The organism is Synechocystis sp. CACIAM 05, assembly GCF_010222815.1.
GTDB lineage: Bacteria > Cyanobacteriota > Cyanobacteriia > Cyanobacteriales > Microcystaceae > Synechocystis.
The window spans coordinates 2,861,102-2,877,252 of record NZ_CP019225.1 but is presented as its reverse complement, the minus strand read 5'-3'; the positions used below and the strand labels follow the sequence as shown (position 1 = coordinate 2,877,252).

Here is a 16,151-nt window from a genome sequence, read left to right as displayed (position 1 = left end):
GCGGCGACAATGGGGACAAAGGATAGGTTCCGAATCCGACGAGGAAGGTGATGATCCTTGGCGATCGCCAGTTTGGGAAGTGGTTCTGTCGGAATGATCGGTGGCAGAGACAACCATGAAATAAGTTAAGTAATACTGTTCGGGCTCGGTTTCGCTTTTACCATTGTGCCAAGGGATGAATTTTCTCGCATGGGCTCTAGTCGGACTCTCGTTCTTCCGGGGTCTGACTGTGGCAATTGAGGTCAGTCGTGTAAAGACTAACCAGGCGAGCAACAAAAATAACTGAGTACATTTGACCGATAATGGCTTCCATGTTGGACAATCCCATGGCAATGGAATCCGTAGGAGTTATGTCACCGTAGCCCAGGGTGGTCAAGGTCGTAAAGCTAAAATAGAGCAAGATAAAATTATTAATCCCATCACTTTGTAATTCGTTAAAATTAGTGGGGGAAATAATATAGGATATCCGGTAGAGTAAAAACCAAAAGACTCCAATCAGTAAATAGACACTGATAGCTCCTAATAAAGCATTTTGGTCTACTTTCTGGACCTTATTCAATTGTTGGCTAATGGTAATCACTGCCGCCCCGAAGAACACCGCATAGACTATATCCGCCCAAGTAAAGAGTCTTTGGGCAATGGTGGGATTACTAATCAACAAAGTTAATAAATCACAGCCCAAGGCGATCGCCACTAGCCCCCGTAGAAAAGTTTTCCAAAGAGAGCTGATGGCCATATTTTTTACCATTACCAAAATAGTCACCGTGAACAAGATGGAAGTGATAGTTCCCCCCATTCTCGTTTTCACAAACATGGTAAAAAACAGTAATAAAACAATTGACCAAAACAGATTGCGGTAATGCCAGTTATCAAGATTTTTCTGTCGATATTTGCCAAACATAAATCCCTGGCTCCGTGGCCATCAAGCATCTAATCAACATTGATGCAGACGGCGGCCATTTGTAAAGCTAATAAACGGCTTTCCAAGCGATGGTGGGGAGATAATTGGGCCAATACCGGCAACCTTTGCAAACGAGCCTGGACTTGGCCCTTGGCCCCCACCAAAAAAACTTCCCTTTGTTTGGCCAACGCATCTTTGAGCATGGTTTCGATCGCTAGTAGAGCAGTGATGCCCAAGCGGGGTACCGTGGCCAAATCGAGGATGAGCACATCGTAATTTTCCACAATGGCTAACCTGCGGGCAATGGATTTCGCCGCCCCAAAGCTCATGGGCCCACTGAGATGGAACATAAAAATGCGACCATTGGCTGCCCGCAAAATTTGTTGCTCTTCCTCCAATAGCCAGTCCTCCCCATCTCCCCGGGTAACGCTTTTAATCGATTCGAGTTGAAGATCGGTCAAATTTTTCACAGTGAACAGATTGGCCACAAAGACCCCCACCGCCACCGCCGTAATCAAATCCACAAAGACGGTCAATCCCAGCACCAAGTACATTAACCCCGCTCCTTTGGTGGAAAGTTGGTGGGCCCGCTTGAGAAAACTCCAATCGACAATGTCAATACCCACTTTGATGAGAATGCCGGCCAAAACAGCGTGGGGAATGGGTTCTGTCAACTGTCCCGCTTTAAGGACAATCATTAACAAAATCAACGCATGGATCATCCCGGCGATCGGAGTTTTGCCACCGGAATTGATATTAATCACCGTCCGCATAGTGGCCCCAGCCCCTGGCAAACCACCGCATAGGCCCGAAACAAAATTGCCAATGCCCTGCCCTACTAATTCGCGATCGGAATCGTGATGACTGCGACTAATGTTATCTGCCACCAGGGAAGTCAGCAAAGAGTCCAGGGAACCCAGCACCGCCAACATGATGCTGTAAAGCAACATTTGTTGCAAACTACCCCAACTGAGATAGGGCAAATGAAGGCTGGGCAAACCAGAGGGAATTTCCCCAATGCGGGGTAGAGATACATTCCCGAAAAAAATCATTGAAATTATCGTTCCCAGCACCAGGGCGATCAGGGGAGCGGGCAAAATCCGGTTAAGGCGGGGCGGAGAAAAAAAGACGATCGCCAGGGCAATCAAGCCCAAACCCAGGGCGGCAAAATTAACATCGTTGAGGTAAGTGGGAATTGCTTGCAGGGAAGGCACTACCCCAGGGGCTGTTTGGTGGCCCAACAGGGGTGCAATCTGCAAAATCACAATGATCACGCCAATGCCGGACATAAAACCGGAAATGACGGTGTAGGGCATAAAGGTAATGTATTTACCCAAACCGAGTAAGCCTAAAACTACTTGAAAAATCCCGCCAAACATCACCACCGTGAGAGCCATGGCCCAGCCGTTTTCTGGATTACTAGCGGTTAAATTAGCAAAAGTGGAAGCCATCACCACCGTCATGGGCCCCGTGGGGCCGCTAATTTGGGCTGGCGTTCCCCCAAATAGAGCAGCGAAAAATCCCGTACAAATAGCTCCGTACAGTCCCGCAATGGGCCCAGCTCCCGAGGCAACCCCAAAAGCCAGGGCTAAAGGTAGGGCTACGATCGCCGCTGTGATGCCACCGAAAATATCCCCCCGCAGATTATCGAAACGAAGTCCATGGACAAAACGGGTGGGGGAAAGCAGGGTAGTAGCCATGGAAAAGGAAGGGGAATTGCATCAAGATTGCTAATCGTCAGCATAGACCAGGGTTATGAATCTGGAACCCACAACCATCAGCATTTCCGGACAGGAATTAAGTTCTACCCCCGTCCACGTCCCCCATTACTAAATTCGATTAATCGAGAATTGGATAATGGCTATTTTTTGAGTGCCAAAGTCATGCCGTCCCCCAGGGGAATCACACTGATCCGTACCCGTTCATCCTGGGCTAGGTCACGGTTAAATTGTTGTAAAACTTGGGTTTGGGCTTCTTGGGGGTCAACTTCCGTCACTTTTCCATGCCAGAGCACATTGTCAATAACCATCAATCCTCCCCGCCGCAGTAAATTTAAGCCGATTTCGTAATAGCGGGGATAGTTCCGTTTATCGGCATCAATAAAAATTAAGTCAAATTCAGGCAACGGTTTGTTCTGGGTCAACTGCTCCAACGTTGCCAATGCCGGCCCCAGCCTTAAACTAATTTTTTCCGCCACCCCAGCCTTTTGCCAATACTCTTTGGCGATCGCGGTAGCGTTGGGGTCTTGGTCACAGGCAATAATTTGACCATCGGGAGGAAGTTGCAAAGCCATGGCTAAGGCACTATAACCCCGAAAAACACCTATTTCCAGTACCTGTTTTGCCCCTGTTAAACTAATTAACAAACCAAGAAATTGGGCTTGCTCTGGGCTAATTTGCATGGGGGCACCGGGTAAATGGGCCGTTTCCCGCCGCAATTGTGCTAGATAGAACGACTCATCTGCACTAATGCTTTGCAGATAGGCATAAAGACTAGAATCAAAACCGGTGATGCCCTTACCCATGGTCTTTCCTGTTAAATTCTATGGCAACCTATGCCAACAAATTGGCGTATTTTTCCACCGCTTGGCGGGGATTTTCTGTCCGTTGCGCCTGAATTTTTTCATAGCATTCCCGTTCAATGGCGCTGGGATTTTTCGGAGCAGTGATGATTAGGCGTACTAACTGGTCACCACGGCCCTGTTTGGGGTTGGGCCAACCTTTCCCTTTTAACCGCAGGGATTGGCCGGATTTGACTCCTGCCGGGACTTTCATTCGCACCATGCCATCGGGGGTCGGTACACTAATATCGGCCCCCAACACCGCTTCGTCCGGGGCGATCGCCAATTCACAGACCAGGTTATCCCCTTCAAATTGGAAAAAGGGATGGGGGGTCAGTTGCAAGTTGAGATACAAATCCCCCCTCTGGCCGTAGGGACTGGCCATACCTTTGCCCCTCACCCGTACCCGACTGCCATTTTTCGCTCCGGCGGGAATCCGCACAGTGACCATTTCTTCCCCTAAGTTGAGACGTTTTTCCACTCCCCGAAAAGCTTCCGCCAAAGTTAACTGTAGGGTTGCTTCCCGATCGCCTGCGGGGGCCTGGGCATTGCCAAAACCACCAAAGTCATTAAAGCCAGGGCCGCCGGTGGAATAGCTGTAGGAAGTTCTCTGACCAGCGCCACCGGGGGTATTGAAGCGTCCCAACAGTTCATTAATAAATTCGTCAAAATTGCCGTACTGGCTAAAGTCAAAGCCACCAAAATCCACGCCGACCCCAGGGCCATAGCCCCCACTGGGTTGTCCTGCTGGCCCTGCCTGTTGCCAATAGCGACCAAATTGGTCATATTTCTGGCGTTTTTCGGGGTCAGAAAGCACTTCATAGGCTTCGCTAATTTCCTTAAATTTTTCCTCCGCCGCCTTGTCCCCAGGATTTTTATCAGGATGATATTTCAGTGCCAATTTACGAAACTGCTTTTTGATTTCAGCTTCTGAAGCGGTTTTGGTCACTCCCAAAATTTGGTAATAGTCTTTGAAATCTGTTGATGCCATACAAGTGTCCCTCCTGTGACCTGAAACTGCCGCCCTGGAGCAAAGCCAGGAAAAGTTTACCCAAACCGGCTATGGAGTTGATCAAACTGCCCCAGCCTTACCCCTAACTAACTTACTCTAACAAGAAGTCCCGTCGGAGTTTGTCCGGTTCCCCCGATTCGGTTTTGCCCCCCGATACCAATGGACCAAAGTTTGGGGAGAAACTCCCAGATGATAGCCCGCCACCACCACCTGGTTAATGGCCGTCGTCTTCATCAGTCCTAGCTTTTGCCACCGCCGTCCAGAGGTAATCACTTTCCCCTTGGCGATCGCCACCTTGCCCCGTTGTTTTCCCAGTTTTTGCACAAATTGGTAATCTTCCATAATGGGCAAATCAGCAAACCCTCCCAACTGTTGAAAATCTTGCCGTCGGATAAATAAACCTTGATCACCATAGGGTTTTTGGGCGTAAATAGAGCGCCAAAGAATTAATTTTTCTAGCCAACGATAGGGTCTACCGGGAAGATCAATGGTCAAACCAAAAGCTCCGGCTATGTAACTAGAATTGGTTAATATCTGGGCAATTTGGGTCAAAAAGTCACGGGGCAAAATACTATCTAAGTGTAAGAATAATAACCATTCGCCCCTAGCTAAACTAGCACCGTAATTCATTTGGTTAGCCCGCCCCGGTTGGGGACTAATAAAAACTTGTAAAGGTAAAGAATCAGCATAGGTCTGGCATAACTCCACTGTGCTATCCTGACTACCCCCGTCAACAATTAAAATTTCTATGGGTTGATCCTGGGTAAATTGTCCCAAATATTCTCTGGTATTTGCAGTCGGAGACTTTTGCAAAATTTTTGCTTCATTAAATACAGGAATGATGATACTTAACTGGGGACAGTCAGCCATAAATTATCCTAAGAAAACAACTTTTTGATTAAATTTATTTTTTTACCATAGGGGGGATAGCGGAGATTAGTTTCCCCCAAAAAGGGTCGTCGTAAAATGCTTTTATAGTTGCTGAATGTGTCAAAAGTAGCCTTGCCATGGTAGCGTCCCATACCGCTTTCTCCCACTCCACCAAAGGGTAAATCTGTCACAGTTAAATGAAGCAAAATATCGTTCAAACAAACACTACCGGAACTGGTAGATTGTAAGATTTGTTCTTGTTTTTGCCGATTGCTACTGAAAAAATAAAGTGCCAAAGGTTTAGGTTTGGTGTTAATAAAATCTATTACTTCTGACAAATTCTGATAAGTTAAAATCGGCAAAATTGGGCCAAATATTTCCTCCTGCATTAGGGGAGAGTCTAAATCTGGATCGATGATTAAGGTTGGGGCAATGTACCGATCGCCTTCGTTATGATCTCCCCCTGTAATTACTTTGTCATGGCTTAATAAACTAACTAACCGTGACCACTGTCGTTGGTTAACAATGCGAGTGTAGTCAGGGCTATGGGCTGGATTTTCTCCGAAAAGCGTCTGAATTGCCTGTTGTAAAGCTGGTAAAAGTTGTTCTAAACAGGATTGCTCCACCAATAAATAATCCGGTGCCACACAGGTTTGGCCAGCATTGACTAGCTTGCCCCACATAATGCGTTTGGCTGTTTCCTGGAGGTTGATTTCCCTATCCACTACACAGGGAGATTTACCCCCCAATTCCAACGTAACTGGGGTTAATTGCTCTGCCGCAGCTGCCATAATTAACCGACCCACCCTAGGGCTGCCGGTAAAGAAAATATGGTCAAATTTTTCCTCTAACAATTGTTGGCTAATGGTTTCATCCCCCTCCACTACCGTGGCCCAAGCTAGGGGAAATACGGACTCAATCAATTGAACCATTACGGAACTGATAGCTGGAGTATATTCCGACGGCTTCACCACTACACAATTTCCAGCGGCGATCGCCCCGATTAAGGGCATTAAACAAAGATAAAAAGGATAATTCCAGGGGCTAATAATTAGCACCACACCAAGGGGTTCTGGTCTTAACTGGGCACTGGCAGGAAAAACCATCAGATTCGTACCTACCCGTTGGGGCTTAGACCATTGCTGAAGATGTTTTTGATAATAATTAATTTCCCTAATTACCCCCAAAATTTCGTTTACGTAGCTTTCAAAAGGTGGCTTGCCAAAGTCCTGCCTAAGGGCCGTAATAATTTCCTCTTCCTGGGCTTGAATTTGCGTTTTTAATTTTGCCAGAGCTGTTAATCTATCTTGGACTGATTTAGTTTTGCCCTGACGAAAAAAGTCCCTTTGCTCAGCAACAACAGTTTTAGCAGTATTCATAATGTTAATTATGCTTTAGTAACGCACGCAAGTTATTGATAACCTAACCCAAGTTATTATGGCACTTCTAACTGTTTTTCTAAAGTCTCCACCGCTTCATAGAGAGCTTGAAAATTTCCTTGGCCAAATCCCCTTGCTCGGTGGCGGCGTTCAATAATTTCCCAAAATAGAGTACCTACTCCATAGCAAGGCTGACTGAAAATTTGTAGCAGTAATCGCTCCCCCGTATTATCTTGATCATCCAGCAAAATTTCTAGGCACTGTAAAGTATCCCAATCCAAACTTGCATAATTAAAATAGCTACTGTTTCTTTGCTGTTGATAATAACCAGTGGGGATTTTTAAAAAATTTACGCCCCTTTCCCGCAGATGAGCCACAGTTTGCGTAATACTCGTAGTGGAAAAAGCGACATGTTGAATGCCAGCCCCATGGTTATTGGCTAAAAAAGTTTGAATTTGGGAACTGTTATTGGTGGGACAATTGAGGTTAAATTGGACTTTCCCATTGGCACTGGCCAGGGCTTCGCTATACAGACCAGAATGGGGCGTATTGATGGTAAAACTCTGTTGCACCGACCAGCCAAACACCTGTTGATACCATTGGGAAGCCTGGGTAAATTGATCGGCGGCAATGTTCAGTACTACATGGTCGATGGTCGTTAAACCAACACCATGCAATGTTTTATTCTGATTTAGCTCAGAACGAATAGGATAAATGCTATGGCGCACATCTCCCCAGAGCAAAAAAGTTAATCCTTCTGCTTTAGTCAGAGGATGAATAACTGGTGTGGTTTCTATCTGTAATTCTGATAATTGATGCTGAATTTTTTGCCAATTGGCCACCTGCCAAGCGACTTCACCTACGCCGGGGGGATGTTTCTGGAGATAGTCGGCATATCTACTCAAACTAGATTCCGATGCCGAAATTAGCAGAAGTATTTGCCCCTGTTGGTAAATGCCAGTAACTCCTTGGTCAGTAATAATTTTATTTACGCAAGTGAAACCCCATTGACGTTGATAATAATGATGAGCTGACTGATAATCGTCAACGTATAAATGAAGATAGTCGAATTCCATAATTACCTAGGAGATTGTGGACTTCAAACTAAAGGCTTTATCCCCGTTAATAAGCCAAAACGCACTAATCCCCGTTCATAGCCCCATTTCATTAATCGCAAACACAGGGCGGCATTGATAATTTTTGGCCCCGCTTGCCCCAAGGCCCACAACACCTGGGGATCGAACGCAGACTCAATCACCCGGTCCCAAAAAGGTGCCACCGCCACTGACCAATCGGCAGTCTTAATTTCCCCAAACCCACATTCCCTGGCGATCGCCTCGTAGTCCGGCAGGGAAACCACATAGGGTAAACAGTACACGTCATAAATGGCTTGGAGATGGCGACGTTCATCGGCGGTTAGGGCCCCATTGCCGGGATCAATGGGACGGTGACACCAGGTAGCTAAAATCAGACGGCCACCGGGTTTAAGTACCCGCCAAGCCTCTTGCAAAAACTGAGCTTTGTTGGGCATGTGCTCCCCACTTTCCAGAGACCAAACCCAGTCAAAAGAGTCGGAAGCAAAGGGTAAAGCTAAGGCATTGGCCACTTGGAACTGACAACTTGAGCCCAATGCCACGGCCCGGGCCCTTTCCCCTGCCCGTTCCACCTGTACGGGGGAGAGACTTACCCCCATCACTTCTGCTTGGTATTGCTGGGCTAAATACAAACTGCTGCCGCCGATGCCGCAGCCTAAATCGAGAATTTTTCCTGGCTTGCCACTATCTTGGGGTACTGCCCAGGCCAATAGTTCTTTAATCAGATCAATTTGGGCCTGACAGCGATCGATCCGATAGGTGCCGTGGGGCCCGTAGTAGCCGTGGTGCATGTGCTCACCCCAGACATCTTCCCAGAGACCGCTGGAGTCGTCGTAAAAGTCCTTAATTTGTGCGTAGAGGTCTGCACTGGCTGTGGTGGCGCTGGCCATGGTATGGAAAGGAAAATAACAATAGGATTCAAGGCTGACCTTCGAGGGGCAAGCTTAGGCCTAACATGGTAAACCATTTATAATTGTGAGCTTTACCAAAAACGTCGTTGTTGCTTCAAAAAAGCCCGAGCGCAATTTCTACCAGGCATGCCTGAGATGGAGCCACCGGGATGGGTGCCGGCCCCCGTTAAGTAAAGATTTTTGATGGGGGTTTGATAGTTAGCGATTTCCGGTAGGGGTCGCAGGAACATCATCTGGTCTAGGGTCATATCCAAATGGTAGACATTGCCGTTGTAACTGCCCAGCCGTTGGGCTAATTCCGCCGGACTTTCCACCTGGCGACCAATAATTAAGGATTTTAGGTTAGGGGCATAGTCAGTCAATTTATTAATCACCCGATCCGCCACTTTTTCCTTCAACTCATCAGTCCAACCTGTGCCCATTAACCCCGTTCCTTCCAATCCGGCGATGCGGTAGGGAGCAAAAAATTCAATCCACAAAGTGTGCTTGCCTGGGGGGGCCATGGTGGGGTCCAACAGGGTGGGGATGTCTAAGTATAGGGAAGGGTTAGCGTCGGGAACTTGCCCCAGGGCAATAAGAGCATGGGCTTCCTCCACATGGCGTACCGAGTCGGCGATTAAAATGGTTCCTGTCAAATCCTGTTCTCCGGCCATGGCGGTGAAGTGGGGTAAACCAGAGAGGGCGCAGTCAATTTTTAAAATCGCTTCGTTATTGTTTACCGTCCGCCGTTCCAGCCGTTCCCCTAGGGTTTGATCCACCTTAGCTAGGGCCCCCGGTTCCACCAATTGCAAAAATAAACGGCGGGCATCGATGTTGGAAATCACGCCTTTTCTGGCCCGGTACTGTTCGCCACTGGCAACTTCCACCCCGATCGCCCGATTATTTTCCACCAATACCCGTTTGACGGTTTGATCGGTGAGGATTTTTCCCCCTTGGGCTTGCACTAACTTCACCAAGGCTTCTGTGAGGGCTCCAGTGCCTCCTTTTGGTCTGGCAATTCCCTCCAAATGCCGCATGGCCACCATCATCATGCCGGAGCTACTACCCTTTTGGGATGGGGGAGCGCCAATTTCCGAACATAGTCTAGCTAAAGGAGCTTTAACCCGTTCGCTGTCGAACCATTCATTGAGCACATCTTCCGGGGAGCCGATCATAGTGCGGATAAAATCCAACGCCTTGGTTTTCGACCCGGCGATCGCCAGCACGGATTTTAAGTTTTCCCAACCATAGTTCAGGGCTAAATCTAGTAAAGCCTGGGGCGGAGCATTAAAAGCCGGCTGGACAGCGTTGAGCAAATCCGTCCAATAATTGACAAATTGTCGATATTTTTCCGCATCTCGGGGGTTATAGGTGGCAATGTGGGCACAGGTTTTTTCTAGGGAACGGTAGCTCATAAAAGCTTGGCCATCCAGCCCGGGACAAAAAACACTGGGGTCACAGAATAGATATTGCAAACCGTATTTTGCCAAGTTCAATTCCTGTAGCACCGGCCCCAGAAAAATAAACTCATGGTCAATGGCACAGCGATTGAATTTGAACTGGGGGGATAGCTCCGGCATGAGAGCTTCTGTGGTGGCGGCTCCTCCCGGTACTTCCCGCTTTTCTAATAACGTCACCCCCAAGCCCCGTTGGAGCAGATAGGCTGCACAGACTAAGCCATTGTGCCCCGCCCCAATAATGACAACATCGGTGGTGATCATAAAAAAATTGGCCTCGACTCCGGGTAGAACATTTTATCCTGACCGTGGCGATCGCCTGGAATGGATTTTTCCCTGGGCAAGGTATTGATGAGGATCGTGCCCCACTAATCCTCGGCGATGGAGGTTAATTAATACTTCCCGGTAAATATTCTTTTTGGTAGAAAAACTAACGCAACTGGGCTACCACTTGATTTTCCAGTAACAGCTTTTGCTGCAACAAATCCTCCACGGTGAGGCGCAGGTAGCGCTGGTCATCCACCCAAAATTTGACCTTGATGCGATCGCCACCGGGCACCCCAGGGGGAGAAAGTTGGGCAATTTGTCGGGCCCCATTGCGGTCATTGAGGGGTTGGACCGTGAATGCTTGATTTTCTAAAACCCTAGTAATCAATTGATTGCCGTCAAAGTAAACTTCCGTGGCCCCAATGCTGGAACCTAGTTCCCCCACAATTAATTCAATGCTGGGCTGATTATCCAAGGAAGCGCCTAGGGTTAGTTCAATGGGTTCGGCCATGGGGTAGGTTTGCCCATTTTTGATAATTGGGTGCCAATTATGGCTATTTTTACGCCGATTCCAATACCTAACTCCGTAGCTATGGTAGAGATAATCCTGCACCTCACGGCCTTGGTAAATTTGCAACGCTCCCAAGGCGATCGCCCCAAAGGGTTGTTGATTGCGAATTTTACCGGCGGGAAATTGGGCGTTAATCCAATCCTGCACCATGGGCAATTGACTGGTGCCCCCCACCACCAACACTGCATCCAGGTTAGCGGGAGTCAAACCTCGCCGTTGGGCCGTTTGCTGAACCTGTTCCCACAGGGCTGTTAATCGTTCAAAAAATTGCCGTTGTTGCAAAATTTCCGTTAAGTCCGATCGCCGGAGTTGAAATTCATAGGATTCCAGGGCTTGATCGTCGAAGTAAACCTCTGTGGCTTCTTCCGCTTCCGCTAGGGCAATTTTCAATCTTTCCGCTAATCGTCTAATCCAGGGGGAAACCTGTAAACCCTGAGCCTCGGTGAAATATTCACTAATCCAATAATCGATGTCACTCCCGCCCAAATTGGCCCCCGCTTTCGCCAATACCTTGGCCAGGGCTGATTTTTCCTCCGCTTTAAAACCCCCAAGAATACCGCCCCATTTGAGCAAAAATCCCGAATGACCCTTTTGTCCTCCGTCCCCCAATTGCACCCAGGAAAAATCCACCGTTCCCCCACCAAAATCCAACACCAAGATTTGACTGGCATCCCCCACTCCGTAACCCAAGGCGGCGGCGGTCGGTTCATCCACCAGGCGTACTTCTTCCACTCCCCAACTGCGACAGGTGTGACTCAGCCAATGGCGATAGGATTCAAAGCTATCCACCGGCACCGTTAAAGCCAAACAATCCGGCCCTTGACCCTCCTGCTCTGTCAATATTCGGATCAATTTATCTAAATACCACTGCCCCAATGTCTCTAAGGACAAGGTATGGCCATCCAATTGGGGCAAAAATCCCTGCACTGCCGCCCCAATGCCCCGCTTAAAGTTCTTAAAAAACCTGGTATCCGTAGAAATATCCCTGCCCCGATCCAGCACTTCCCTGGCGATCGCCACTTGGCCGAGGGCGGCATTTTCCACATATAGCAAACTGGGAACCAAAGGGCCACTATCCCCCAGGGGACGGCTCAGGGAGGGGAGGTCAATTAAATTTCCCTGACGGGTTGCTTCATTCCAGCGAGCAATGACGGTATTGGTAGTACCAAAATCAATGGCGTAGGGCACGACAAAACCAGAGATGAAGGAAAACGCCTTGGATTATAACCTGTTCCCATGGGCCAGATTTCGACCAGCAGTATGGGTCTAGCCTTCAACCCAGTGGGGGGCGGGAGCGGATCAAGTATCATGGGAAAGGGCTGAATTCCTTCGTCTGAAAACTTTTTGTAAACACAATCCATGGCCAAAACCGTAGTTTCCCCCGATACCATTGCCCTTCCCCGTACCAGTGAGTCGGAGCAACTAAAAAAAATCCGCCACACCACTTCCCACGTCATGGCCATGGCGGTGCAGAAACTTTTTCCCAAAGCCCAAGTGACCATTGGTCCCTGGACGGAAACGGGGTTTTACTACGATTTTGATGTGGCAGAACCGTTTACAGAGGCGGATTTAAAGGCCATCAAAAAAGAGATGGTGAAAATCATCAATAAAAAATTGCCAGTAATTCGAGAAGAAATTAGTCGGGAAGAGGCTAAACAAAGAATTGAATCCATCCAAGAACCCTACAAATTAGAAATCCTCGACAGCATCCACGAACCCATCACCGTTTACCATCTGGGGGATCAATGGTGGGATCTTTGTGCTGGGCCCCATTTGGAATCCACGGCGGACATTAATCCTAAGGCGATCGCCTTAGAAAGTGTGGCCGGGGCCTACTGGCGGGGGGATGCCAACAAAGCTCAGCTCCAACGGATTTACGGTACTGCTTGGGAAACCCCGGAACAATTGGCGGAATACCAACGGCGTAAGGAAGAGGCTCTCAAAAGGGATCACCGTAAATTAGGTAAAGAATTGGGGCTATTTATTTTTGCTGACCCGGTGGGCCCCGGTTTACCCCTCTGGACCCCTAAGGGGACTATTATCCGCACCATTTTGGAAGATTTTCTCAAGCAGGAGCAAATTAAACGGGGCTATTTACCCGTCGTCACCCCCCACATTGCCAGGGTAGATTTGTTTAAACAATCGGGGCACTGGCAGAAATACCACGAAGATATGTTCCCCATGATGGCGGAATCCCCAGAGGAAGCGGCCCAGGAAATGGGCTTTGTGCTCAAACCGATGAACTGCCCTTTCCATATCCAAATTTATAAAAGCGAACTGCGCTCCTATCGGGATTTGCCCCAACGGTTAGCGGAATTTGGCACTGTTTACCGCTATGAACAATCGGGGGAGCTGGGGGGCTTAACCAGGGTGCGGGGCTTTACGGTGGACGATTCCCATTTATTCGTTACTCCGGATCAGTTGGACGCTGAATTTTTGAGTGTGGTGGATTTAATTCTGACCGTGTTCAAAAGTTTGCAGTTAAAAAACTTTAAGGCCCGTCTCTCTTTCCGGGATCCAGAATCCGACAAATACATTGGCTCCGATGAAGCTTGGGAAAAGGCCCAGGGAGCTATCCGTCGGGCGGTGCAGGAATTGGAGATGGATTATTTTGAAGCCCCAGGGGAAGCGGCTTTCTACGGCCCCAAACTAGATTTCATTTTCCAAGACGCCCTGGAACGGGAATGGCAACTGGGCACCGTGCAGGTGGATTACAACTTACCAGAAAGGTTTGATTTGGAGTACATTGCCGCCGATGGTTCCCGCCAACGCCCTGTAATGATTCATCGAGCTCCTTTTGGTTCCTTGGAACGGTTGATTGGCATTCTTATTGAAGAATACGCAGGGGATTTTCCCCTTTGGTTGGCCCCCATTCAAGTGCGCTTACTAGCCGTGAGTGATGAGTTTTTGCCCTTTGCCCAATCCGTTGTTAAGCAAATGCAATCTTTAGGTTTACGGGCCGAAGTGGATACCAGTGGCGATCGCCTAGGGAAAATGATTCGCAATGCAGAGAAGCAAAAAATTCCAGTCATGGCGGTAATTGGAGCGAAGGAAGTGGAAGCTAATGCCCTCAATATCCGCACCAGGGCTTCGGGGGAATTGGGGGAAATTCCTGTAACGGAAGTGTTGGAAAAATTGCGAGCAACGGTGACCAATCACGATACTTGGTAGGGTTAAATATCGCTCAAAGCAACTTTTTTGACAAAGTTAGCCAAAATTTTTAGCCCCAGGGTGGAGGATTTTTCCGGGTGGAATTGCACCGCCATCACATTATCCTTGGCGATCGCCGCTGCGATGGTTTGACTGCCGTGGGTGGTACTAGCGGCAACTACCTGGGGATCAAGGGGAGCCATGTAGTAGGAGTGGACGAAGTAAACCTGGGGTTCCGGGGGTAAATCTTGCCAGAGACATAAATCCGGCTGGTTAAACTGCAATCCATTCCAGCCCATGTGGGGAATGGTCAGTCCCGGCTCGGAACGGAAATGTTTCACTTGTCCGGGAATAATGCCCAGCCCCGTTTCCTGGCCTTCTTCAGAACTATCAAATAGCAGTTGGGAACCTAAACAAATGCCCAAAAAAGGAATTCCCTTGGCGATCGCCTTTTTGAGCACCGTATCTAAACCCCTGGCCCGTAAATGTTGCATTGCCGGATCAAAGGAACCTACCCCCGGCAGGACAATGGCCGTAGCACCGTCGATAACGTGGGCCTGGTCCGTTACCAGGGGATTGCCTCCCACTTTCTCCAAACCCTTACAGACGGAGTGGAGATTGCCCATATCATAATCAACAACGGCGATGTAACCCATGGGAAAAAAGACGCAAAGTAGGACAGAGTTAGACCATTGATGATCGGACCTAACCCCCGTCTAGCCATTGTACGCAAAGTTGACCGCTCCCCAGGACGGACTAGCAATATCTCTGGGCAGAAGGATCCCGGAAAAAATCTTTGCTAAACCGGGGATCAAGTTCGCCATTGGGCAATTTTGATATTAGAATTCAGCCAACACACCAATTTCACTAATCTGTTGGCATTATTTGAGATTTGAGAACCATGGGGAATGAAAAAGCTAGAGTCGGTATCATTGGCGCGTCGGGCTATGGCGGCATTCAGCTAGTACGTTTATTGTTGGAACATCCCCAGGTGGAATTGACCTACCTAGCGGGGCACAGCAGTGCAGGCAAGCCCTACAGTGATCTTTATCCCCATTTAACCCACAGGGTAAACCTCACCATCGAACCCATTGACCTAGAGGCGATCGCCAGCCGTTGTGATGCGGTGTTCCTTGGTCTGCCCAATGGTTTAGCCTGTGGCATGGCCCCGGCATTATTAAGTAAAGGTTGTAAAGTTTTAGACCTGTCGGCGGACTATCGTTTCCGCAATCTCAACACCTACACGGAATGGTACAAAAAGGATCGTCAGGACCAAGCCACCAATAACCAAGCTGTTTACGGCCTGCCGGAATTGTACCGGGATGCTATTAGGGATGCCCAACTAATTGGTTGCCCCGGCTGTTATCCCACCGCCAGTTTACTAGCCCTTTCCCCGTTGCTTAAACAGGGTTTAATTGTGCCTGAAACCGCCATCATTGATGCTAAGTCCGGTACCTCCGGCGGGGGTAGAGAAGCAAAGGTAAATATGCTCCTAGCGGAGGCCGAAGGATCTTTGGGAGCCTACGGAGTAGCTAAACACCGCCATACCCCTGAAATTGAACAGATTGTCAGTGATTTGGCCGGTACTGAGCTAAGGGTACAGTTCACGCCCCATTTAATTCCCATGGTGCGGGGTATCCTAGCCACCGTTTATGCCACCCTGCGGGATCCGGGTTTGGTGCGGGATGATCTGATCACCATTTACAGTGCTTTTTACCGGGCTTCCCCCTTTGTGAAAATTCTGCCCCACGGGGTTTACCCCCAAACAAAATGGGCTTGGGGGACAAACCTTTGCTACATCGGTATCGAAGTGGATCCCCGCACTGGGCGGGTTATTGTCCTTTCCGCCATTGATAATTTGGTCAAAGGCCAAGCAGGGCAGGCGGTGCAATGCTTAAACCTCATGATGGGTTGGGAAGAATCCTTAGGCTTGCCCCAACTGGCTTTTTATCCCTAGTTATTCGGTTGGAAAAACATCCCAACCTGAGCCAATCCCCATT

At 48.6% G+C, this 16,151-nt stretch carries 13 protein-coding genes; 2 read left to right on the top strand and 11 right to left on the bottom strand.

The window, feature by feature from the left end; all coding sequences use genetic code 11:
- Window positions 1-196: 196 nt before the first annotated feature.
- The 10 genes from BWK47_RS13605 to BWK47_RS13560 form a co-directional block, all read right to left on the bottom strand.
- Complete coding sequence (locus BWK47_RS13605; protein WP_237269650.1) at window positions 197-814, bottom strand: potassium channel family protein; 618 nt, start codon at window positions 812-814, stop codon at window positions 197-199.
- A 116-nt stretch (window positions 815-930) separates the two neighbouring features.
- Window positions 931-2,601: a SulP family inorganic anion transporter gene (locus tag BWK47_RS13600; protein ID WP_162329055.1), complete on the bottom strand. Its 1,671-nt coding sequence runs from the start codon at window positions 2,599-2,601 to the stop codon at window positions 931-933.
- Window positions 2,602-2,762: 161 nt separating this feature from the next.
- Window positions 2,763-3,425, bottom strand: a complete 663-nt coding sequence (locus BWK47_RS13595) for a class I SAM-dependent methyltransferase (RefSeq protein ID WP_162329054.1) — start codon at window positions 3,423-3,425, stop codon at window positions 2,763-2,765.
- A gap of 28 nt (window positions 3,426-3,453) precedes the next feature.
- Complete coding sequence (locus BWK47_RS13590) at window positions 3,454-4,452, bottom strand: DnaJ C-terminal domain-containing protein (RefSeq protein ID WP_162329053.1); 999 nt, start codon at window positions 4,450-4,452, stop codon at window positions 3,454-3,456.
- A gap of 117 nt (window positions 4,453-4,569) precedes the next feature.
- Window positions 4,570-5,343, bottom strand: coding sequence for a TIGR04283 family arsenosugar biosynthesis glycosyltransferase (locus tag BWK47_RS13585; RefSeq protein ID WP_162329052.1), 774 nt, complete (start codon window positions 5,341-5,343; stop codon window positions 4,570-4,572).
- Window positions 5,344-5,351: 8 nt separating this feature from the next.
- Window positions 5,352-6,722, bottom strand: coding sequence for an aldehyde dehydrogenase family protein (locus tag BWK47_RS13580; RefSeq protein WP_162329051.1), 1,371 nt, complete (start codon window positions 6,720-6,722; stop codon window positions 5,352-5,354).
- Between the two features lie 56 nt (window positions 6,723-6,778).
- Window positions 6,779-7,798: a 4-hydroxyphenylpyruvate dioxygenase gene (gene hppD / locus BWK47_RS13575; RefSeq protein WP_162329050.1), complete on the bottom strand. Its 1,020-nt coding sequence runs from the start codon at window positions 7,796-7,798 to the stop codon at window positions 6,779-6,781.
- A gap of 23 nt (window positions 7,799-7,821) precedes the next feature.
- Entirely contained in the window at window positions 7,822-8,706 is an 885-nt protein-coding gene (locus BWK47_RS13570) for a methyltransferase domain-containing protein (protein WP_162329049.1), read from the bottom strand.
- A gap of 92 nt (window positions 8,707-8,798) precedes the next feature.
- Window positions 8,799-10,427: a phytoene desaturase family protein gene (locus BWK47_RS13565; RefSeq protein ID WP_162329048.1), complete on the bottom strand. Its 1,629-nt coding sequence runs from the start codon at window positions 10,425-10,427 to the stop codon at window positions 8,799-8,801.
- Between the two features lie 166 nt (window positions 10,428-10,593).
- Window positions 10,594-12,189, bottom strand: a complete 1,596-nt coding sequence (locus BWK47_RS13560) for an Hsp70 family protein (RefSeq protein ID WP_162329047.1) — start codon at window positions 12,187-12,189, stop codon at window positions 10,594-10,596.
- A gap of 171 nt (window positions 12,190-12,360) precedes the next feature.
- On the opposite strand from BWK47_RS13560, the gene thrS reads away from it, so the two are divergent.
- Window positions 12,361-14,172 carry a threonine--tRNA ligase gene (gene thrS / locus BWK47_RS13555; protein ID WP_162329046.1) on the top strand — a complete coding sequence of 604 codons (1,812 nt, stop codon included), beginning with the start codon at window positions 12,361-12,363 and terminating at the stop codon, window positions 14,170-14,172.
- A gap of 2 nt (window positions 14,173-14,174) precedes the next feature.
- On the opposite strand, the gene hisH is transcribed toward thrS, so the two are convergent.
- Window positions 14,175-14,807, bottom strand: coding sequence for an imidazole glycerol phosphate synthase subunit HisH (gene hisH, locus BWK47_RS13550; protein ID WP_162329045.1), 633 nt, complete (start codon window positions 14,805-14,807; stop codon window positions 14,175-14,177).
- Between the two features lie 245 nt (window positions 14,808-15,052).
- Between hisH and argC the strand changes: the two genes are divergently transcribed.
- The gene (gene argC, locus BWK47_RS13545; RefSeq protein ID WP_162329044.1) at window positions 15,053-16,108 is read left to right on the top strand and encodes an N-acetyl-gamma-glutamyl-phosphate reductase; all 1,056 of its coding nucleotides are present in this window, start codon (window positions 15,053-15,055) and stop codon (window positions 16,106-16,108) included.
- Window positions 16,109-16,151: the final 43 nt, after the last annotated feature.